Annotated in this window: 22 protein-coding genes; 8 read left to right on the top strand and 14 right to left on the bottom strand. The window is 67.2% G+C overall.

Features of this window, described 5'->3' with window-relative positions; translation table 11 throughout:
* The first annotated feature begins 5 nt into the window (after positions 1-5).
* Genes flgG through BMX57_RS17350 form a run of 4 tightly spaced genes read left to right on the top strand, consistent with a single transcriptional unit; the run spans position 6 to position 2,490 of the window.
* Entirely contained in the window at positions 6-791 is a 786-nt protein-coding gene (gene flgG, locus BMX57_RS17365) for a flagellar basal-body rod protein FlgG (protein ID WP_092370182.1), read from the top strand.
* A complete protein-coding gene (gene flgA / locus BMX57_RS17360) occupies positions 791-1,207 on the top strand; it encodes a flagellar basal body P-ring formation chaperone FlgA (protein WP_092370179.1) in 417 nt (138 codons plus the stop codon). The genes flgG and flgA overlap by 1 nt, the downstream gene beginning before the upstream one ends.
* A complete protein-coding gene (gene flgH / locus BMX57_RS17355) occupies positions 1,207-1,944 on the top strand; it encodes a flagellar basal body L-ring protein FlgH (protein WP_092370263.1) in 738 nt (245 codons plus the stop codon). The genes flgA and flgH overlap by 1 nt, the downstream gene beginning before the upstream one ends.
* A gap of 9 nt (positions 1,945-1,953) precedes the next feature.
* Positions 1,954-2,490 carry a flagellar basal body-associated FliL family protein gene (locus BMX57_RS17350; protein WP_092370176.1) on the top strand — a complete coding sequence of 179 codons (537 nt, stop codon included), beginning with the start codon at positions 1,954-1,956 and terminating at the stop codon, positions 2,488-2,490.
* Positions 2,491-2,511: 21 nt separating this feature from the next.
* Here BMX57_RS17350 and BMX57_RS17345 read toward each other — a convergent pair whose 3' ends face one another.
* From BMX57_RS17345 to BMX57_RS17300, 10 genes are all read right to left on the bottom strand, one after another.
* Positions 2,512-2,940 carry a hypothetical protein gene (locus tag BMX57_RS17345; protein WP_177175490.1) on the bottom strand — a complete coding sequence of 143 codons (429 nt, stop codon included), beginning with the start codon at positions 2,938-2,940 and terminating at the stop codon, positions 2,512-2,514.
* Positions 2,937-4,028 carry a flagellar type III secretion system protein FlhB gene (gene flhB, locus BMX57_RS17340; RefSeq protein ID WP_092370173.1) on the bottom strand — a complete coding sequence of 364 codons (1,092 nt, stop codon included), beginning with the start codon at positions 4,026-4,028 and terminating at the stop codon, positions 2,937-2,939. The genes BMX57_RS17345 and flhB overlap by 4 nt, the downstream gene beginning before the upstream one ends.
* On the bottom strand, positions 4,025-4,798 hold the full coding sequence (locus BMX57_RS17335) for a flagellar biosynthetic protein FliR (protein ID WP_092370170.1): 774 nt from the start codon (positions 4,796-4,798) through the stop codon (positions 4,025-4,027). Before BMX57_RS17335 ends, flhB begins: the two co-directional genes overlap by 4 nt.
* Positions 4,795-6,825 (bottom strand): flagellar biosynthesis protein FlhA, encoded by a 2,031-nt coding sequence (gene flhA, locus BMX57_RS17330; RefSeq protein WP_092370260.1) that lies wholly within the window; start codon positions 6,823-6,825, stop codon positions 4,795-4,797. The genes BMX57_RS17335 and flhA overlap by 4 nt, the downstream gene beginning before the upstream one ends.
* A 71-nt stretch (positions 6,826-6,896) precedes the next feature.
* Positions 6,897-7,592: a transglycosylase SLT domain-containing protein gene (locus tag BMX57_RS17325; RefSeq protein ID WP_092370167.1), complete on the bottom strand. Its 696-nt coding sequence runs from the start codon at positions 7,590-7,592 to the stop codon at positions 6,897-6,899.
* 86 nt (positions 7,593-7,678) lie between these two features.
* Positions 7,679-9,838, bottom strand: coding sequence for a hypothetical protein (locus BMX57_RS17320; protein WP_092370164.1), 2,160 nt, complete (start codon positions 9,836-9,838; stop codon positions 7,679-7,681).
* Entirely contained in the window at positions 9,838-10,707 is an 870-nt protein-coding gene (gene motA / locus BMX57_RS17315) for a flagellar motor stator protein MotA (protein WP_092370161.1), read from the bottom strand. Before motA ends, BMX57_RS17320 begins: the two co-directional genes overlap by 1 nt.
* A 31-nt stretch (positions 10,708-10,738) precedes the next feature.
* Positions 10,739-11,329, bottom strand: a complete 591-nt coding sequence (locus BMX57_RS17310; protein WP_092370158.1) for a MotE family protein — start codon at positions 11,327-11,329, stop codon at positions 10,739-10,741.
* Positions 11,329-11,742, bottom strand: a complete 414-nt coding sequence (locus tag BMX57_RS17305; RefSeq protein WP_092370155.1) for a hypothetical protein — start codon at positions 11,740-11,742, stop codon at positions 11,329-11,331. Before BMX57_RS17305 ends, BMX57_RS17310 begins: the two co-directional genes overlap by 1 nt.
* Positions 11,743-11,751: 9 nt before the next feature.
* Entirely contained in the window at positions 11,752-12,240 is a 489-nt protein-coding gene (locus BMX57_RS17300) for a flagellar basal body-associated FliL family protein (RefSeq protein WP_092370152.1), read from the bottom strand.
* Positions 12,241-12,357: 117 nt separating this feature from the next.
* Here BMX57_RS17300 and fliF point away from each other — a divergent pair, with 117 nt between their 5' ends.
* From fliF to fliP, 4 genes are read left to right on the top strand one after another with little or no spacing between them, the layout of a single operon-like run.
* Positions 12,358-13,953 (top strand): flagellar basal-body MS-ring/collar protein FliF, encoded by a 1,596-nt coding sequence (gene fliF / locus BMX57_RS17295; protein WP_092370149.1) that lies wholly within the window; start codon positions 12,358-12,360, stop codon positions 13,951-13,953.
* Entirely contained in the window at positions 13,953-14,552 is a 600-nt protein-coding gene (locus tag BMX57_RS17290) for an ABC transporter ATP-binding protein (RefSeq protein ID WP_092370146.1), read from the top strand. Before fliF ends, BMX57_RS17290 begins: the two co-directional genes overlap by 1 nt.
* A complete protein-coding gene (locus BMX57_RS17285) occupies positions 14,545-14,832 on the top strand; it encodes a FliM/FliN family flagellar motor switch protein (protein WP_092370143.1) in 288 nt (95 codons plus the stop codon). Before BMX57_RS17290 ends, BMX57_RS17285 begins: the two co-directional genes overlap by 8 nt.
* Positions 14,829-15,575, top strand: coding sequence for a flagellar type III secretion system pore protein FliP (gene fliP / locus BMX57_RS17280; protein ID WP_092370140.1), 747 nt, complete (start codon positions 14,829-14,831; stop codon positions 15,573-15,575). Before BMX57_RS17285 ends, fliP begins: the two co-directional genes overlap by 4 nt.
* A 383-nt stretch (positions 15,576-15,958) precedes the next feature.
* Here fliP and BMX57_RS17275 read toward each other — a convergent pair whose 3' ends face one another.
* The 4 genes from BMX57_RS17275 to BMX57_RS17260 are packed head-to-tail and all read right to left on the bottom strand — an operon-like array spanning position 15,959 to position 20,849.
* Positions 15,959-17,059, bottom strand: a complete 1,101-nt coding sequence (locus BMX57_RS17275; protein WP_092370137.1) for a flagellar basal body P-ring protein FlgI — start codon at positions 17,057-17,059, stop codon at positions 15,959-15,961.
* On the bottom strand, positions 17,056-18,063 hold the full coding sequence (locus BMX57_RS17270) for a flagellin (protein WP_092370134.1): 1,008 nt from the start codon (positions 18,061-18,063) through the stop codon (positions 17,056-17,058). Before BMX57_RS17270 ends, BMX57_RS17275 begins: the two co-directional genes overlap by 4 nt.
* Positions 18,060-19,514, bottom strand: a complete 1,455-nt coding sequence (flgK, locus tag BMX57_RS17265; protein ID WP_092370131.1) for a flagellar hook-associated protein FlgK — start codon at positions 19,512-19,514, stop codon at positions 18,060-18,062. Before flgK ends, BMX57_RS17270 begins: the two co-directional genes overlap by 4 nt.
* A 33-nt stretch (positions 19,515-19,547) precedes the next feature.
* Positions 19,548-20,849, bottom strand: coding sequence for a flagellar hook protein FlgE (locus tag BMX57_RS17260; RefSeq protein WP_092370128.1), 1,302 nt, complete (start codon positions 20,847-20,849; stop codon positions 19,548-19,550).
* Between the last annotated feature and the right edge of the window lie 115 nt (positions 20,850-20,964).

Genomic DNA, 20,964 nt, shown 5'->3' with positions numbered 1-20,964 from the left:
CCACCATGCGCGCGCTCAAGATCGCCGCCACCGGCATGACCGCCCAGCAGATGCGGGTCGAGACGATTTCCAACAATCTCGCGAACATGAACACCACCGGCTACAACGCCCGCCGGGCCGAGTTCGCCGATCTGCACTATCAGCAGATGGCGCGGCCGGGCACGGTGAATGCCTCGGACGGGACGGTGCTGCCGACCGGCGTACAGCTGGGCCTGGGCGTGCGGCCCGCCGCGGTCTCGGTGCAGCTGTCGCAAGGCGCGCTGTCGGCGACCGGCGGCGATCTGGACCTGGCCATCGAGGGGCGCGGCTATCTTGAGGTGACGCTGCCCTCGGGGCAGCCGGCCTATACCCGCGACGGCAGCCTGAAGCGGTCGGCCGAGGGTCTGGTCGTCACCTCGGACGGGTTCGCCGTGGCGCCCGAGATCACGATACCCGAGGATGCCCGCTCGATCTCGATCAACGCCGAGGGCGAGGTCTATGCCTATTTCGACGACGCGCCCGGGGGGCAGCTTCTGGGCCAGTTCAGCCTCGTCAGCTTTGCCAATGCCAAGGGCCTGGAGGCGGCGGGATCGAACCTGTTCCGTGAGACCGAGGCCTCGGGTCCGGCCACCATCGGCAACCCGGGCGAGGACGGGCTGGGCACGCTGCGCCAGGGCTACCTGGAGGACAGCACGGTGGACGCGGTGCGCGAGGTGACCGAACTGATCGAGGCGCAGCGCGGCTATGAAATGAACGCCAAGGTGATATCGGCCGTCGACCAGATGATGGGCGCTACCACGCAGGTGCGCTGATGCGTCGGGTCTGCGCGCTTCTCTTATGTTTAGCCGCCTGTCCCGCCTGGGCGGAGATCGTGGTGCCCGCGCGCACCATCCGCGCCCGCGAAATCATTGCCCCCGACGACCTGGTGATGAAATCCGCCGAGGTTCCGGGCGCGCTGACCGATCCGGCGCGGCTCGTCGGGCAGGAGGCGCGCGTGGCGCTCTATGCCGGCCGCCCGATCCGGCCCGGCGATGTCGTTCCGCCCGCCGTGGTGGACCGGAACCAGCCGGTCACGCTGGTCTTCGACCACGGCGCGCTGATCATCTCGACCGAGGGGCGCGCGCTGGGGCGCGGCGCCGTGGGCGAGGTGATCCGGGTGATGAATCTGTCTTCCCGCACGACCGTCAGCGGCCGGGTCCGCTCCGACGGCGCAATCGAGGTGCAATGATGTCCAACAGACCCATCCTGCCCGCCTGTCTTGCCGCGCTTGTGGTCGTCTCCGCCTGCGGCCGGATCGACCATCTTGGCCGGCCGCCCAGCTTTACCCCGATCGAGGAGTCGCCGGAACAGGTGGCGATGCTCTGGCCCGGCCTGCCGCTCACCGTGCAGCCGCAGCGCGGGGTCGACCGCGCCTCGCTGTGGTCCAGCGGCCAACGGTCGTTGCTGGGGGACAAGCGGGCGACGAAGAAGGGCGATATCCTGACCGTGGTTATCGAGATCGACGAGAAGGCCGAGATCTCGAATGATACCGAGCGTTCGCGCGGTGGCTCCGAGAGCCTCCAGTTGCCGCAGCTTTTCGGCCTGCCGCAGCGGCTGGACGAGAAGCTGCCCCCCGGCGCGACGGCCGCGGATGCGGTGTCGATCGATTCCTCCAGCCGGTCGGTCGGCGAAGGTTCGGTCAAGCGCAAGGAAAAGCTGACCCTGCGCGTCGCCGCCACGGTGATCGACGTGCTGCCCAACGGGGTGCTGTCGATCTCGGGCACGCAGGAGCTGCGGGTGAATTTCGAGCTGCGCGAACTTCTGGTCAGCGGCTTCGTGCGGCCCGAGGACATCTCGCGCCAGAACGAGATCACCTATGACAAGATCGCGTCGGCTCGGGTGTCCTATGGCGGGCGCGGACAGATTACCGATGTGCAGCAGCCCCGCTATGGCCAGCAGGTGCTGGACGCGGTTCTGCCATTCTGAGGAGGGTCCATGAAACGCCTGCTTCCGCTCATCTTCCTGGTTCTGGGACTCGCCGCCGGTGTCGGCGGCGGGTTGCTGTTCGACCCAAGCCCTGCCGGAGAAAAGACCAATGCGGCAGAAACCGGGTCGGGCGATGCCGCGTCCAGAGAGGATGCCGTGACCGAAACCGCGGGGTCCGGACAGGATCATGCCGATGACGCGACCGGCGACCCGGACGGGTTCGAATATCTCAAGTTCAACAAGCAGTTCGTCGTGCCCCTATTGAAACGCGGCGAGGTGATCGGGCTCGCCATGGTTGGTCTGAGCCTGGAGGCTGTGCCGGGTCTGGGCGAGCGGTTCCACGAGATCGAACCCAAGCTGCGTGACGGGTTCCTTCAGGTTCTCTTCGATCATGCCAATATGGGCGGGTTTGACGGTGCCTTCACCGAGTCGGGCAAGCTGAACCCGTTGCGCGGTGCGTTGCTGGAAGTGGCGCAAAACGCGCTGGGCGTGGATCGGATCCGCAGCGTGCTGATAGTGGATATCGCGCGGCAGGCCCGAAACTGACCCCGGCCCGCAACCGCTCCATCACGTATCGCCGCGCGCCGCGGTGAGGTTCACACGATCCAGAAGCGCAATCTCGCGGCGGGCCAGTCTCGCGGCATGGGCAGCACGATGTGCGGCGGTGTCCAGATCCGCCACCGCCTGCCTGCGCCCGAAGGCCAGTCGAAGCGCGTCCATCGCGGCAAGCTTCCGGGCCCGTGCCTGGGCCAGATCAGTGTTGAGCGCGCGCCGGGTCCGCGACTCCCACGCTTGCCAGAGCGTGTCGGCGCCGATCCGCAGATACGCATCCTGAGATCCCTGGGTGGCGCGCATTTGGTCGCGTTGCGCATCGAGCCGCGCAAGGCGGGCGAGGATCCGGGCCTCGGCCTCCAGCAAGGGGCGGATCCGCGCATGTTCACGCAGGTAGAGCGCCTCGCTGACCCGGGTCATCTGGTGCATGTGGTCCTGTTTCACCGGTGAATCCTCCCCCTCGCTTTGCGCCGCATGCTGTCGGCGAAGCGGATGGCCGCGGCAACGGCCAGATAGTGCTCCTCGGCGATCTCCTGACCGATCTCGACCGTGGCGTGCAGCGCCCGCGCCGTGGGCGGATCGGAATGCACGGGCACCGCGGCCTCCTGCGCCGCCGAGCGGATCGCGGCCGCCACGGAATCAACGCCCTTGGCCACGCAGACCGGGGCCGCACCGGGCGCGCGCGACCATTTCAGCGCCACGGCAAAGTGGGTCGGGTTCACGATCACAACGTCGGCGGTCGGCACGTCGGCCATCATCTGGTTCTTGGCAATGGCCTGCCCGCGCTGGCGCCGCTCGCCCTTGAGATGCGGATCGCCCTCGGCCTCCTTGGTCTCGTCCATGATCTCCTTGCGCGACATCCTGTTCTTGCGCAGGTGTTCGGCGCGTTGCCAGATGAAGTCCACCAGACCGATGGCCAGGGCCACGCTGAGAACGATCAGCATGAATCGGGTCAGCAGGTCCAGCATCAGCGCGATGCCGGCCGTCGCCTCGACCGCGCTGGCGCTGACGATCGCGGCCAGGTTGGCGCTGAGAAAGGCGCCCAGGCAGATCGAATAGAGGACGAGCTTGGCAAAGCTCTTGGCGAATTCGAAGAGTCCGCCGCGGCCGAACTTGTTCTTGGCATTCGACAGGATCGACAGGCGGGACAGCTTGGGACGGACCTTGGTGCCCGACACGACAAAGGCGTTCTGGGCCAGCACCGACAGGATCACGGCGGCAGCGGGCACGGCGAAGATCGGCAGGACCGACAGCCCGACCGCCCCGAGTATCCCGCCGACCGGTCCGGCGGATCGGCCCGCGAAGACCAGCGCGGCCAACTGGTCCGGCTGGTCGATCAGCACGATCAGCAGATCGCCGAGCCGCTGGATCGCGTCGGCGCCGAGGGCCAGAACCGCGACCAGAAGCCCGCCATAGGCGGCCACCACCGAAAGATCTGCAGACCGCGCGACCTCGCCCTTCTCCCGCGCCTTGAGCAGCTTCTGCGGTGTCGGATCAAAGGACTTGTCGGCTTCGTCATCCTGGCCGCTCATCGTGTGCGTCCCAAGGGGTCGTCCAGGAAGCCGAGCAGTGCATCGGACCAGACCGAAAGGATCAGAGGCGCACCGACGAATAGCAGGAACAGCCCACCGAAGGTGATGACCGGTGCGCCGACGAAGGCCACCATCAGTTGCGGCATGGCCCGGTTGATCGCGCCAAGCGCCAGGTTGTAGACCAGCGAAGCGATGACGAACGGGGCCGCCAGCGCAAAGGCCAGCGCGAACATCCGCGCGACCCGGCCCACACCCCATCGCGACAGGTCCGCCGCACCCGGTAAGGTGCCTGCCGGGAACAATTCGTAGGATCTGATCAGGAACTCCGCGACCCGGACATGCAGCCCGGCCATCACCGCAAGCGCCAGCCCCGCGGTCACTAGGATGTAGCCCATCGCCGGCACCGGTTCGACGGCCGCGCCGCCAAGGATCTGCGACAGCGAGGTCGCCTGGGCGGCGATCGACCCGGCGGTCTGCAGCGCCAGCACGAACAGCCGGAGGCCCAGCCCCAGCGCCAGGCCTACCAGGATCTCGGTGCCGGCCAGCCGCGCATAGGGCAGCAGGCCGGCCACCGGCGCGCCGGGGTCGACTGCCGGCGCGACGATCAGGGTGAACGCGCCGGCCAGCGCCAGCTTGACCCGGGTCGGCACGCTGCGTTCGCCAAAGGCCGGCAGGACCGAGACCATGGCCGAGACCCGCAGGAACACGACGAAAAGGTCACGCAGCGCCTCGCTCAGCGTCGAAATCAGCTCCGGCGGCAGGGCGATCATGCCTCGACCACGCCCACCAGAGACGGCCGCGCCTCCAGCCCGATCTCTTCGAATGAGAGGACCGGGTTTGAGATGCCGCGGGCCTTGAGGATGGTCCTGAGAAACCGACGGCGCGGCGTCGATGTGACAAGCGCCGGGTGGATCCCCTGCTCGGAGACGGCATTCAGCCGTTCGGTCACGCGTTCGGACAACCGGTTGAACAGGTCCGGCGGCAGCGCGATATCGACGGCGCCGGGCGTGGTCTCGATCTGGTAGGTGGCAAAGGTCTCCTCCCATTCCGGCGCCAGCTGCACCAGCGGAATGGTTCCGTCCGCGCGTTTCATCTCGCCGACCAGTTGGAAGCCCAGACGCAGGCGGACATGCTCGCAGATGGCTTCGGGCTGGGTGGCGATCAGGCGGGCCTCGGCGATGGCCTCGAGGATCAGCGGCAAGTTTCTGACCGACACGCGTTCCTCCAGCAGCAGGCGCAGAACCGCGTGCAGCGTGTCGACCGGAACCCGGTCGGGGATCAGCTCGTCGAGCAGCTTGCGGTTGGCCTCGGACCGGGCGGGATCGCTGAGGCGGGTCATCTCGGACAGCAGCCGGCGCAGGGATTTGAGCGTCAGCAGCCGCGCGAAATTCTGCTTGATCACCTCCAGCAGGTGCGTGGCCAGAATCTCGGGCGGGGTCACCAGCGTGGCGCCGGCCAGAGAGGCCTGCGCCTGGTCCTGGGGCGAGATCCAGCGCGCCGGCGCCCCGTAGACGGGCTCGGTCACGTCCGAGCCGTGCGGAAAACCCTCGGGCCGGTTGCCCATCAGGGCCAGCACAAGGTCGGGATGCAGCACGCCGCGCGCCTGTTCCACCCCCTGGACGCGGATCACGTAGGTGCCCGTGGACAGGTCGCCCTGATCGGTCAGGCGGATGTCCGGCAGGATGAGGCCGAAGACCGATGCGACATGCGTGCGCATGTTGGCGATGCGGGCATCCAGCCCGGTGCCCGGGTCCAGGACCATGCCGACGAGATCGGGTGCGAACTCCAGGTGGATGTCATCGAGGTCGAGCACGTCGCCAAGCGCGCGGGACGGTCCCTCGGAACTGCCGGCCACGGCCTCGATCTCTGTCTGCTCGACCTGTTCCTTCGCCCGGGCATGCATGACGCGCGCCGCCACACCCAACACGGTGCCGCCAATGATGAAGGGCAGAAAGGGCAGGCCGGGAACCAGCGCGAACAGGGCCATCAGAACCGCAACCGTGGCCAGCGCCGCCGGGTGCCGACCCAGCTGATCCAGCAGCGCCGTGTCAGTGGCGCCCTGGGTTCCGCCCCGCGCCAGCAAGAGCGCCGAGGCGATCGAGATGATCACTGCCGGGATCTGCGACACCAGGCCATCGCCCACCGTCAGGATCGCATAGGTCTCGAACGCCGCAGCCGCCGGCATCCCGTGCACCACGGCGCCCATGATCACGCCCATGACCAGGTTCAGCAGCGTGATCAGCAACCCGGCGATGGCATCGCCCTTGACGAATTTCGAGGCTCCGTCGAGCGAGCCGAAAAAGGTCGTTTCCTGCTGCTCGCGCTCGCGCCGCTCGCGCGCCTCGGCATGGTCGATCGCACCGGCGGACATGTCGCTGTCGATGGCCAGCTGTTTGCCCGGCATGCCGTCCAGCGCAAAACGGGCCCCGACCTCGGCCATGCGCGCCGCGCCCTTGGTGATGACCATGAAGTTCACGATCAGCAGAACACCGAAAACGACCAGCCCGAGGAACACGCTGCCGCCCATGACGAACTTTGCGAACCCCTGGATCACGTCGCCGGCGGCATCGGTCCCTGTATGGCCCTGGCCGATGATCAGCTTCGTCGAGGATACGTTCAGCGACAGCCGCAGCATCAGCGAGGCCAAGAGGATTGCCGGAAAAGACGAGAAATCCAGCGGGCGTTCGATGAACAGGGTGATCGTGAAAATCAGGATCGCCAGGGCGAAGCTGGCCGCCAGGCCGACATCCAGCACCCAGGCCGGCATCGGCAGGATCATCATCACGATGATGGCCATGAGCGCCAGGGCCAGCAGCACCGTGGGGCTGAACACCGCGCGCGGGTCGATCTTCGCAACTCCCTGCACGGTCAGTTCAACCCGATCAGGGCGATGCCGGACGAACCGACCGGCACCAGAGATCCAAGCCGGGTCTGCCCGGTCGTCAGAGGTGTCGTGCGGACGCGACGCTGGGTGACCGCCGGCGTGTCATCGGTCGTCGAGCGGGCGACTGTCCGGCGCATGTCGTCGAATTTGCGCTCATAGACCGCGGCATGACGCTCGGTGCGGGAATGATAAGCCCCGGCCGCCCGGGTCCAGTCACCGAATTCGGCATGCAACTCCCTGAGAAAGACCGCCGCGTAGTCGGCGTTGCGTTCGGGGTCGAACATCTCTTCTATCGAGCGGAACCCGCTGCCATGCCAGCGATAATTGATCTGGAAACAGCCGATGTCGAAACTGCGCGCACCTGCCTTGAACCGAGCAAAGACAAAGGCCTGAGCGGCCTGCTCGGTCTCGAACCAATGACCCTTGCCCTCCATGTTCACGGTCCAGGGCCACGGCCGGACTTCGCCGCCCGCGCTGCGGCCGGTCTCGACCCGGGTGATGCTGAGCATGACGTCGTCGGGTATGCCGTGGCGTCCGGCGGCGCGAATAGCGGCCCGGTCACAAGCTGCGACCACGCTGTTGGGCCTCGCGACGGCCTGCGGACCCGGGATCAGCCCGGCAAATACCAGTATCAGCGTTGCAAGCTTGGCACATTGGCGGGGCGTGGGCGTCAGGGGCATTCTGCCTCGTCGGTTTCTTGTCGGGTCCCCGGCACGCTAGCGGCCGCGTCTTGAGATTCGGTAACCGCGGATGAACCCGGCGAACGTTACTCGATGACCGAAAGCAATGCGTCGATCCGCTCTCTCGCACCGTTGCTGTCCTCCAGCAGGGCGCGTGCGTCGGACAGGCGCGCGTAGGGTCCAGGCGGCGGGGGACGATCGAGCGCGCGCGCCAACTCGGTGGCCGTGCGATAGGACTCGGGCGCGTTCGGCGGCATCGCCGTCCATCGGTCGTCCTGCCAGGCGGCCTGCGCCGCCAGGTCGACCAGGCCGGCGGCCCGGGCCTGTGCGCCGGCTTCCTCCAGGTTGCCTATCGCCATCAGGGCGCGGGCGCGCAGGGCCGTCGCGGTGTCGTCCGGGTGGTCGAGAAGGTCGAGCAGCGCGCGATTCGGCCGTCCGGACGAAATCGCCGCCTCGGCCCGCAACAGGCGCCGCGTGTCGCTGGCCGTGACTTCGAACGGCGTGTCCAGAATGGCGAAGGCTTCGTCGGCAAATCCGATCTTCAGCAGTCGCGCCCCGATCCGGTCGATCGTTTGGGGATCAAGCGCTCCGGGCCGGGGGGTCAAATCGGCCAGCACGTGGGTCAGAAAGGTGATGTCGTCGGCGGATTCCGCAGTCAGCGTCACCAGGCGGTTGCGCGTGACCCGGACATCCTCGGGGTCCAACCGATCGTCGGCCGCCAACGCTTCGAAGGCCGGATCGAACTCGCCGGACAGCGCGAGCGCAAGCAGATGGGCTTGCCGGAGCTCGGCACCAAGTTCGGTGTGACGCAGCTCCGCGGCGAAGGCAGCGGCCAGCGCCACTGTCTCCGCCGCCAACCCGCTTCGCTCGGTCCAGGCCGTTTCGACCAGGGCAAGAAGCGCGCGGGGCGCCTCCTGCGGGTCCGATTGGGCATCGAGGACGCGGACCAACTTGTCGCGCCTCATATCCGGATTGCCGATCGCGGCGGCAAGTTCGGCTTCGGCCATCGCCACAGGCGGTGGCGAGCCGGGCACCGTGCGCCGCACCGCCCGCAGGACGGTCGATGCCGCCTCGGTCCGCCCGGCCCGCACAAGCGCCTCTGCCAGGCGCGGCCCGATTTCGGGTCGGAGGTGTTTCGGAAGTCGCGCAAAACCGCGCAGAACCGCGTCCTGGTCCAGTTCCGCCGGCGGTGAATCGCCCCCCGCCAGGACCGCCCACATCGCCGCCACGGTCCTGCATGCGGCCTGATCCCTCAGGGACAACCCGGGGGGCTCCGGTCGGCGATCCAGCAAGTGGGCCAGCGACACCAAGGCCTTGTCGCGGTCCCTTGCGTCCGGCAGGAGTTCCAGAACCGTTGCCGCTTCCGCGCCGAAGCCGAAATGCAGGTAGAGCCGGGCCAGCGTCCTGGCCGTCTCGGGATCGGCGCGGTCGAACTCTCGGAAAAGGCGTGCCCGAAGCGGGCCTACCTGTTGCTCGAACGGCGCGTCGCCGCCCCATGTCTCGATTGCCAGGCTGTCCTCGGGAAGGCAGATGTCCGCCGCGCTGCTTCCAGGCCCGCGCAGCGAGGCACCCTGCATGTCACGGTCGATCGCGGTAATCACCGCCAGGTGGTCGCCATCACCGGCCAATTCCGGCCGGGACGAGACCGCCGACCGATCCGGCGGGTTCGGCATGGCATTCAAAAGATCCTGGCGGACGGCGCGGCGGATTTGGCTCAACAGGCGGTCCTGTGCCGAGATGGCCGGCGCGGACCGGCTTGCAATCGGGGACGCCGGGCCGGGCGACCCATCATCGCCCGGGTTCGGTGCGTCGGGATCATGCAGTCCAGCCAGCCCCGCCATGTCGAAACTGAGGGGCAGGCGCAGCGGATCGGGCCGGTCGGGCGGCTCGCCCGGGCGGATGTCGAGGACGAGCAACGATCCGTCCGCCAAGCGGCCGTTTACAACGCAGCGGCAGGCAAGGCGCAGTTCGAGCCGGCCGTCGGATCCGTCGACGCGGATCTCCGTCAGCCTGTTGCGCCCGATCCGGTCGAAGATCCGGTCGAGCCCAAAGGTGACGTCGCCCCCATCCAGCCGCAACCGGGCCAGCCGTCCGGACTGTTCGAGGCTCCAGGTCACGCCATCGGGCAGCGGAATCGTGAGCCGCGTGAAGCTGCCATGTTCACCGGATCGCACGGTTACCGTCTGGGCCGAGAGCGGTGTTGCGACCAGCCACAGGCACAGGAGCAATGCATGGTGCCAGCGCATCAGGCGGCATCCTGCTTGATGGATTTCAGGGCCTCTTCCAGGTCGGTGAAGTCCGGCCGGCAATGCGAGGGGGTGTTCTGGCGTCCAACCTCGATGCAGATCGCGGCGGCATGGTTGTGCAGGTTCGCCACCAGAACCTCGCGGATCAACTGGTAGAAGTGGCTGTCCTCCTCGACGACGGCCTTCACCTTGGCGGCGAACGGTCCGACCAGGCCATAGGCCAGGAAAACACCCAGGAAGGTGCCCACCAGCGCGCCGCCGATGAGCCGGCCCAGAACCTCGGGCGGCTGGTCGATCGACCCCATCGTCTTGATGACGCCCAGCACCGCGGCGACGATTCCCAGCGCTGGAAGGCCGTCGGCCATGGTCTGAAGTGCATGGCTGGAATGCATCGCGTGGTGCAGGTTCGCATCCATCCGCTTTTCCAGCACCTCCTCGACCTGGTGCGGGTCGTCATAGTTCATCGAGGCCGAGCGCAGCGTATCGCAGATCAGCGCGATGGCCTCGCGGTCCTGCTGGATCCTGGGATATTTCGAGAACAACGCCGAGCCGTCGGGATCCTCGATATGCTGCTCGACCTCGACCGGGTTCTGGCGGGCGATCCGGATCAGCGCGAATAGCAGGCACAACAGGTCCTTGTAGTCCTCGGGTTTCCATTTCGGACCCTTGAAGACCTTGCCGATATCCTTGAGCGTGTGCTTCACGCCGCCGATGTCGTTGCCGATCAGGAAGGCGCCGACCGCCGCGCCGCCGATCATCATCAGCTCGAAGGGCAGGGACTTGAGGATGATCGCCATCTTGCCGCCGGCGGCCAGGTAGCCGCCGAAGACCATCGCGAAAATCAGCACGATCCCCACCAGTCCGATCATAGCAACGCTCCTTCTTCGACGTGTTAGGGGTTCAGTTTCTGGGCACCGACGCGTTCCGCCCGGCCAGCACGACGCTGACGGTGTAGGCGGTAGTTGGGCTCAGGCCGGCGAGGATACCGGCCGCGGCCTCCGCGGGCATCCGTGCCAGAAACCCGGCGGCGAATTCGGGGTCCATCTCCTCGAAAAGGGCGGCCGCGTCCTTCGGCTTCATCCGCTGGTACATATCGGTCAGCGCGGTCAGGTCGTCCTCGGCGGCGACTTCGGCCAACGCCAGGGTCTGTCGGAGCGACTCCTCTGCAGCCTCAAGGGCGGTCATCCGTGTGTCGATGGCCCGTTCCGCGACCTCCAGGGCTTTCAGCCGCTCGGCCAGCGCCGCCTCGCGCGATTGAAGCCGGGCTTCGCGGGCTTGCAGGGCCGAAAGCGTGTGCTGCAGATCGGCCTTGGTGGCACCTGCCGGTTCCGTGTCCATTTTGGCGGGCCGGTCGGCGGAACTGCGGGCCAGCGCCGGCGGTGCCTCGAGGGCGACGCGCAGGGCCGCCGAGCCGATCAGAAGCGCCGCGAGCAAGACCAGCGGGCCGCCCCGGCCTTTCTTGCGTCGCGCTCTGGGCGCGCCCCAGGCCATCAGATGCCTCCCGTCCCGGACCGGTCATGGCGCATGAACATGACGCCCGGAGTGACAGCCGGCTTTGGTGTCTCTTGGTCCTGGGCTTTCGTCTCACCTGCATTTGCCTGCTCTGGCTCCGGCTTCGGTGGCGGAACGTCATGCATGGCCGCCATCATCAGTTCCAGGCGTTTCGCGACGGCCTCGGCATTGCGCGTCAGCTCGTCGAGTGCGGCGTTCGAATTGCCCGATGCAGCCTGGGCCGCGGCCAACGTTCTGGACAGCGTATCGACCTGCGACGACAACACGGCAACCGCGCCGCCGACACCTTTTTCCAGGTCGTTGAACCGTTTGAGCCGGCGCGCCAGGACAAAGCAATAGAGCCCCGCCCCCAAGGCGCCGGCGGCGAGTAGGATATCTGCGACCAGTTCCAAGCTCTCCTCCTAGTTCAGCACGAATTCGGCGACGAGCAGATCCCGGACCCGCCCGTCCCCGGCGACGATGGCGATGCGGCGCAGCATCTGGCCGCGCAGCCGGACCAGCGCGAGCGGTTCGGTCAGTTCACCGGGCTCCAGCGCGCGCAGGTAGCCGTTGAGCACATCGAGGATCCGCGGCACGACCTGTTCCACCGCCTCCCGCTGCGCGCTTTCGACCTCAAGCTGCGCATGAAACTTCAGGTGACGCATCGCGCCGCCGGATTGCAGCGTGACCAGGATCGGCGGCAGATCCACATAAGCGATATCGGCCAGCGCCGGCGGCGCGTCCGTCTTCTCGGGCTTTACGCCTTTTTGCGCGCTCAGGGGAATCGCCCCCGAGACCGTGGCGAAATACCCGCCACCGGCCCCGGCCGCGGCGAGCAGAAGGCCCAGAATCAGCCGGGATTTCCCGCTTTTCTTCGGCGTCTCGGCTGTCTCGCCCGTGCTGTCGGTCATCACGTCTCGCTCCGTTTCCGTGGCCAGTTTCATAACCCGCAAGGAACTAACCGATTGTTAAGTCCCATCGCGCAAAACGGAGGGGCCAGACAGAACGTCGGCAGGACGGAGGTAGGTGTGCAGAAGTTGGGAGAGGTCTGGGCAAGCCTGGACAAGAGGCGACAGATCGTGGTCATCGCGGCGGCCCTGGGGGTCGTTCTGAGCATCGGCGTGGTGTCGCGAATGGCCGCCACTCCGACGATGACCTTGCTCTATGCCGGCTTGGAGAGCGGATCCGCCGGCGACGTGGTGCGCGCGTTGGAGCAGCGCGGAACTGTCTATGATGTGCGGGGCGGGTCGATTTACGTGCCGGCGTCCCAACGCGACGAACTGCGCCTAAAGCTGGCCAGCGAGGGGCTGCCGGCCAACGGCGGACGTGGCTACGAGCTGCTCGACTCGCTCAACGGGTTCGGCACCACGTCGCAAATGTTCGATGCCGCCTATTGGCGCGCCAAGGAAGGCGAGTTGGCCAGGACGATCGTGGCCAGCCCGCAGCTGGCCCAGGCGCGCGTGCATATCGCCGCCAGTACGGCAAACCCGTTCCAGCGCGGCGCCGAGCCTTCGGCCTCGGTCTCGGTGACCCCGGCCAGCGGCCGCGTGACGCCGGAGCAGGCCGAGGCCATCCGATATCTCGTGGCGTCCGCCGTTACCGGGTTGCAAGTCGAGCAGGTCGCGATCATCGACGCCAATGGCCGGGTGATCGGCGGGCCGGACGCCAACACCGTCACCGCCCCGGTCGAGGACCGCGCGCAGGGGCTGCGCGAGCGGGTTCTGCGGCTGGTCGAGGCGCGCGTGGGGACCGGCAATGCGGTCGTCGAGGTGAGTCTGGACACGGTGACCGAGACCGAATCGATCCGCGAACGCCGTTTCGATCCCGAAGGGCGGGTCGCGATCAGCACCGATGTCGAGGAACGGTCCGACAGTTCGAAGAACCTGTCGGGAGATGTCACCGTGGCCTCGAACCTGCCGGACGGCGACGCGGCCGGCGACGAATCGAACTCGCAGGCCAGCACATCGCGCGAGCGGGTCAATTACGAGGTGTCCGAAACCGAGCTTGAAATCCTGCGCGTCCCCGGGGCGGTCAAGCGTCTGACCGTGGCGGTCCTGGTGAACGCGGTGCCTGGGGCCGACGACACCGGCGCCGCGACGATGCAGCCCCGCGCCCAGGAAGAGCTCGAGGCCTTGCGCGAACTGGTCGCCTCGGCGGTGGGATTCGACGCGGAGCGCGGCGATGTCATCACGATCAAGTCGATGGAGCTGCCGCAGGCGGAACCGGCCGGAACCGCTGCCGTGCCCGGCCTGATACAGGGGATGGCGCTCGATGTCATGTCGATGGTCCAGCTGGCAACGCTGGCCGTCGTGGCCCTTGTGCTGGGACTGTTCGTCATCCGACCGATCCTGGCCGGCGGCCCGTCGGGTGCGCAGGTGGCACTGCCGGATCTCGCGGCCGATCCGGATGTCCAAGGTCGTGCGGGCCCTGTCCTGACCGGCGAGATCGACGACGCCGGCGACGCGAGGCATCCGGTGCCGGGCGGGCCAGCTGAGGGGTTGCCTGCGCCGGTAGGCCGCGGGGATGACGCTGTCCACCGGTTGCGCCAGATGATTGGCGACCGGCAGGAGGACACCGTCGAGATCCTGCGCAGCTGGCTGGAAGAGAGCGAGGAGAAGGCCTGATGACCATCGCGCATCTACTCGAGGATTTCACCGTGGACCCGATGGCGGCCGGCCGTTTGCAGCTGATCGACGAGGATACGCTGGAAGAACGCAGGTTGGCCGCATTCGAACAGGGTTATGCCGCCGGCTGGGAGGATGCAGTTGCCGCCCAGGCGACAGAAGACGATCGGGTCGTCAGCGGCCTGGCAAAGACCCTCGAGGACCTGTCCTTCACCTATCACGAGGCCCTGGCGCAGATGGCGGTTTCGCTCCGGCCACTGTTTCAGGGCCTGGTCGGGACTGTCTTGCCGGATGCGTTGAACCGGAGCTTTGGCCATCACATCGTCGAGCAACTGAACGACATGGCGAGCGAGGACATCGCGCAGCCTGCTCTTCTGGTCGTGCCCAAGGGCGCCGGCAAGGCGTTGCAGCCGATTCTGGACCGCGACTTCTCCCTGCCCGTCCAACTGATCGAGGAGGCATCCCTGCCGCCGGGGCAGGCCAGCCTGAGGATCGGGCAGGCCGAGCGGGACATCGATTGCAACCGCCTCCTGGCGTCGATTTCCGAGGCCATGGACACCTATATTCACCAAGCCAGCGAGGGCCTTGATCATGGATAAGCCGACCGAACCCGACCAGGACGCGCCCAGCCCCTTCACATCTGTCCCGATCGAGATCGTGGTCTCGGTGGGCCGGGCCCGCCCGCTGATCCGCGATCTTGTCGGGCTTGGAGAGAACGCGGTCCTGACCCTGGACAAGCGGGTCGAGGATCCGGTCGACCTCTACGTCGGCGACAAGCTGGTGGCGCGGGGCCAGCTGGAGGAGCTGGACGGCGATCAGGCCGGCCAGCTGGCCGTGCGGCTGACGGAAATCGCCGATCTGCAGAACGGGTTGGGATGACCCGGGCGTCCCTGCTGGCCGCGGCGGCGCTGGCCGGTCTGCTGCCCGCGCTCTGGCCGGACATGGCGGCGGCCCAGGACATCTCGGTCTCGCTGGGCGAGGGCGGATCGATCACAGCGCGCTCGATCCAGCTCATCCTGCTGATCTCGGTGCTCAGCCTGGCGCCGGGCCTGGCCATCATGATCACTTGTTTCCCCTTCCTGGTCACTGTCCTGGCGATCCTCCGGCAAGGCATCGGGCTGCAACAATCGCCGCCCAACATGTTGATCGTCAGCCTGGCCCTTTTTCTGACCTATTTCGTGATGGAGCCGGTCTTTGCCGAGGCGTGGCAGACCGGGATTCAGCCGATGATGCAGGAGACCCTCGCCGTCGAGCCTGCAATGGAGCGGGCGATCGCGCCGTTCAAGGCGTTCATGGCGGCCCGGGTTGACGGCGAGACGTTCGCGACCATGGCCAACCTGCGGCCGGGGGTTTCGAATCTCGCGCCATCGCCCGAGTCCGGCCTGTCAATCCTGGTGCCGTCCTTCATGCTGTCCGAGATTGCTCGCGCCTTTCAGATCGGGTTCCTGGTTTTCCTGCCGTTCCTGATCATCGACCTGGTGGTCGCTGCGGTGCTGATGTCGATGGGCATGATGATGGTGCCGCCGGCCACGGTTTCGCTGCCGTTCAAGCTGGCGTTCTTCGTGATCGCTGACGGCTGGTCGCTGATCGCGGCGGCGCTGGTGCGCAGCTACGCGCCCTGATCACTTCGCAGCCTGTTCTCTGACCTGCGGCGGGTGTCCATGTGCCCGCAATCCCTGCATCCCGCGCCATGCCCCGACTCGCATGGCTTTCAGCCGAGTGATCGCTCCACCGATTTGCGGTTTCGGTAGTGGGCCGGCCCGGGGCTGGTGTCGTGGCGGTTGGTTCGGCGGGACAGGAACTGGTGGGCGAGACTCTGCGGGAAGGCTGACGCCTGTCCCGCAGGAGACCCTTGGCCTCGGCGCTGGCGAACGAAGGGTCACGCCAAGCAGCAATTAGGCTCTGTATCAGCGAAAGTCCCTTCTCGCCGACCGCTGCGCGGGCCACCCGGCAACTCTCTTTGGTCGGATTGTCCAGCGGACCCACCCGGTTCGCGGCGCTGGCGTCAGCGGACCACGAACTCGGCGTGCAGCGCACCCGCCGCCTTGATCGTCTTGAGGATGTCGATCATGTCCCGCGGCGAGACCCCCAGCGCGTTCAGGCCCGCAACCACATCGGACAGCGAGGCGCTTTCCGGGACTTCCGCCAACTTGATACCCTCATCCTCGTCGATTGCCGCATTGGTTCTCGGCACGACGACGGTTTCCCCTTGGGCAAAGGGATTCGGCTGCACCGCCAAGGGTGCCTCCTCGACCCGAAGCGTCAGGTTCCCCTGCGAGACGGCGACGCGCGAGATCCGGACATCGTCGCCCATCACGATGGTGCCCGAGCGTTGGTCGACGATGACCCGGGCCTTGCGCTCGGGCTCGACCAGGATGTTCTCGATCCGGCCAATGGCATGGGCGGTCGAGGCCGCCCTTGTCCGAGTGATGTCCAGTTCGACGGTTCCGGCATCGCGCATGATCGCCACCTGCCTGTTGAACGCGCGGTTGATCGCGGTCTCGATCCGGCCGGCCGTGGTGAAGTCCGGCTCGCGCAGGGCGAGGCGCAGACGGGTCAGCGACGCGAGGTCGAACTCGATCTCGCGTTCGACGCGCGCGCCGGACGGGATCACACCGGATGTCGGCACGCCGCGAACGACCGAGGCGGCGTCACCCTCGGCTACGGCACCACCGGCCAGGACCGTCCCCTGAGCCACCGCATAGATCTGCCCGTCCGCCGCGTTGAGCGGCGTCATGATCAACGTGCCGCCCAGCAGGCTCTTGGAATCGCCGATCGCCGAGACCGTGACGTCGATCTGGCTGCCCACCCGCGAGAACGGCGGCAGCCCGGCGGTCACGAACACCGCCGCCACGTTCTTGGGGCGGAACTGCTCGCCTGTGACGTTGACGCCGAGGCGCTCGAGAATGTTTGACATGATCTCTTCGGTGAAGGGCGCGTTGCGCAGGCCGTCACCGGTACCGTTCAGCCCCACGACCAGGCCGTAGCCCACCAGATCGTTGCCGCGAACACCGTCGAAATCGACGAGATCCTTCAGCCGGATTGCACCGGCCTGCAGCGCCGCGGGAAGGATCAGAAAGGGGATAAGGAAGCGGAGCACGGTCATCGCAGGAAGTTCACGAGGGACAGGTTCGCGGTGCGAACGGTTGCCGAATAGAGGCTCTCCAGCTGGAACTGCGCGGCTTCCAGCCGGGTGACGACGTCGAACGGGTCGGCGGCCACCAGCTCGTTTCGGGCATAGTCCAGTGACGTTCGGGCCGCCGAGTTCTGTGCCTGTGCGTCCGCGATCCGCGCCTCGTCAAAGCCGATCTCCGCCCGGAGGGCGGTCAGGCCGTCGCGGCCGGCCAGCAGATCGCCGCCGGCGGTGTCGATGAGCTCTGCCTGCTCACCGGAGGTCAGACCCAGGCCGGGATCCGTCGAGAGAGCCAGGAGGGCGGTCGATCGAAGCACGTCCCGAAAGGCAGCGGCATCGGCGCGGATACCGGGCGATACGGTATCCGTCTCGGACAGCCGGGTCGGGGCCAGGTTCCGGTCCGCCCCGCGATAGATCTGTGCTTCGAAACCGGACGGGTCCGAGAACCAGTCCCGCGCCGCCGTCATCATGTCCGCCACGCTCGGCTGGCCGGAAATCGCCGACCGCAGTCCGGTCAGCAGCGTATCGTGATCCGCCAGCGGCGACGTGTCGGTCTCGACACCGGAGAACACCGCCCGCCCGCCCGCCGAAACGTTCAGGGCCGCGACCATGGTTTGCAGATCCTGCGCCGCATTCGATGCGACCTGCGCGCGCTTGCCAGCCTGGCCAAAGGGGTGCAGGGTGATGACATCGTTGCTCAGGCGTTCGGCCCTGTCCTGCACCGTCTCAGCGCCTTGCTGCATGGCGGTTGTCAGCAATGCCGCCTCGGACGTGGCGACCTTGAACGCGTCCAGCCGACGCAGGCCGCGATCCAGCTCGGCCAGGTGCGAGTAATCGCCCTTGAGCCGCCCGGTCACATCCGACGTCCTGCCGGTGGACAGCTCCTTTGTGAGCGTGTCGATCTGAGACTTGATCTGGACGCTGCGGGCGCGCAGCGTCAGTCCGCGCGCCAGATCTCCGATCGATGTTACCGTCATGTTCCCAACCTCATCAATGTGTCCGTCAGTTCCTCGACGACCTGAAGCACACGCGCGTTGGCCGCATAGGCCTGTTCGATCCGCATGAGTGCCTGCAGTTCGGCATCGGTATCGACCCCGGCCTGCGCCTCGAGGCGCTGCATTTCGGTCCGGCTGGCGGCGGCGAAACTGAGCGCCCGGGACGTTTGCCCGGCGGCCTCGGCAGTCCTGGAGAGAAGCGCCGCTCCAACGCCGGCCGAATCCAGCGCGCCGGTTCCGAACCGGGGTGTCGGCTGGGGGCGGCTACGGCCAAGCGCGTCGCCCAAGGCGTTGAGCAGGCTGGCATCGCCGGGTGAGCCGGGGACGGGCGCGCCCAGGCCATCGCGCAGCCGCCAGCTGTCGCCGCCGCGAAGCGGGTCCACGGCCACATGGACCTCAAGCCGATTGGCCAGCCCTGCGGCGTTGGCTGGCGAGAAGGCTGTACCGTTGTCGGTGAACAGGCCGGCATCACCCGGCGTGCGCGTCGGGTCCACGCCGGGATCCTGCATGCGTTCAACCAGGTCGCGGGCCAGCGCGTCCAGATCCTTCTGAGCCTCGACGGTGTGTGTGTCCCGGATCTCGAACTGGGCGGCCAGGGCCCCGCCGCGAATGACCGACTGTGGGCCCAGTGTGCGCACCGGCCGGCCGGCGATCTCGAGCCCGGACAGCAGGCCATTGTCGACGCTCATATGCGGGCGGGTTTCGGCGGCGGGCTCGAAGCCGATCTCGACCGCGCGCCCGTCCAGCAGGATCGCACCGCCTTCGGAATAAAGCGCGATTTCGCCATCTCCGCGTTGGGCGATCCGGATCGGGATCAGCGTGTTGATCCCGTCGACAAGCGCTTGGCGTTGGTCGACAAGCGTCGAGCTGTCGCTGCCCGACAGCTCGACCGCGCGGATCTTGCCGTTGAGCCGCTCGACCTGCTCCAGCGAGGTGTTGAGCTGCGTGACCATCTGGCCGATCCGGCGATCCGCGTCCGAGCGGAGATCACGCAGGCCCTCGGCGGCGCCCGAGATCGAGGCGGCAAGCGCACGGGCATCGTGCACGGCACCGTCCAGCCGGGACTTGGACCCCGGGTTGCTGGCTGCGGCGATCAGGCCGCTTTCGAAATCCGCCAGCCGGTTGACGATCGAGCCGGGATCATCCACCGAGCCGATCAACGACTCCAGCCCGCCGTGAAAGGCGTCCAGCGCCTGGGCGTGGCCATGTTCCGCATCGGTCGCGCGCCGGTTTGCGATCAGGACCGGATCGGCATGACGCGTGATGCCGCTCGCGGTCACGCCGCCGCCCACGACATTTCCGCTCAGCTCCAACGTGCGGCGGGCATAGCCCGGGGTCATCGCGTTGGCGATGTTTCCCGACACCACCCCGGATGCTCGGCCCGCTGCGGTCAGGCCGCTGAGGGCGACGTTGAATGCGGTGGTCAGCGACATGATCTACCCTCCGGCGGTGGCCGATCCCTGGGATCAGCGTTTGATATTCGTGGTTTCCTGCAGCATCTCGTCGACCGTCTGGATCACCTTGGCGCTGGAGGAATAGGCGCGCTGCGTCTGGATCATGGCGGTCAGTTCGGTGGCCACGTCGGTGGTCGATTCCTCGCGGGCGAACCCCACCACCTCGCCGGTCGGGCCGTCACCGGCATTCCACAGGAAGAACGTGCCGCTTTCCCGGGAGGGTGCATAGGTCTGGCTGTCCAGCGAGATCATGCCGTTCGGGTTGGGCAGGTCGGCCAGGGGGATCTGGAACATGCGCCGGCTGATGCCGCTGTCGAACACCGCGAAGACGTTGCCGTTCTCGTCCACGTCGACGCCGGTCATCGCGGCGACGGCCGCGCCGTCCTTGGAGATCGAGACCGGGGCGAATGTGTCGGACAGCTGCGTGATGCCGCTGCTGTCGCCCAGTTGTCCGATATTCACCTCGACCGGCCCGCCGGCGACATTCACCACGAAGCTTCCGGTTGCGGGATCATAGGCCCCGCCGGTCGTGGCCACCACATCCGCCAGCGTGCCCCCTCCGGTACGGCTGTCATCGAAGGTCAGCGTATATTCCCCGACGATCCCGCCGCCCGAAGCCGAGTCGCGCATCACCAGAGTCCACTCGTTCGAGGTGCCGTTGGCCGGAACGGTCGGGATCAGCTCCAGGTCGATCTTCTCCGATTTTCCGAGGTTGTCGTAATACTCGACGGACAGCGGGTGGGTGTCACCGGCCGCACCGGCATCCGTGCCGGTTGCCGGCAGGTTCATGCGCAGCGTCATGCTGGTTGTCGGCGCGCCGGAAAGCTGGTTCACGCTCATCTGGACCGGTTTCAGGCCGTCGGCGGTGTCGCGCGGGAAATTCGGGATCGACCCGTCGGGCAGGGCCGGCCACCCCAGAAGCGCCAGCCCGGATTCCGTCACCAGATAGCCGTCGGCATCCGTGCGGAAGGAACCGGTGGTCGCCAGCAGCATTTCGGGTGCGCCGCCCTCGCCGGCAAGCTGCGAGCTGCGCATTACCGGAAGCATGCCGCGTCCGCGGATCGCAAGATCGGTGGCATTGTTGGTCGAAACCAGCGACCCGCGCTGGTCGACAAGCCGCTGATTCGTTGTGCGGACGCCGCCGGCGGTATAGCTGCCGGCGGATTTCGAGATGACCATTGAATGGAAATCGGTTTCGACCCGCTTGTAGCCGAAGGTCGATGCGTTCGCGATGTTGTCGGAAATCGTTGCCAGGCGGCTGGCATTGGCCGACAGCGCCGCCACACCGGCATTGAGCGAAGAAGAGATGGTCATGGGCTGGCCCTTGTGCTGTGTCGGTGATCAGGTTCCGCTGCAACACCTACCGCGCCGGCGCTTAACAGCGCGCTAACAGATAAAACTCGCCCGAACTTGCCGCGAGGCCGACGCT

This window comes from Cribrihabitans marinus (genome assembly GCF_900109035.1).
Taxonomy (GTDB): Bacteria; Pseudomonadota; Alphaproteobacteria; order Rhodobacterales; family Rhodobacteraceae; genus Cribrihabitans; species Cribrihabitans marinus.
Note: the sequence above shows the minus strand (reverse complement) of the source record. Positions and strands in the feature narration are given on the sequence as shown.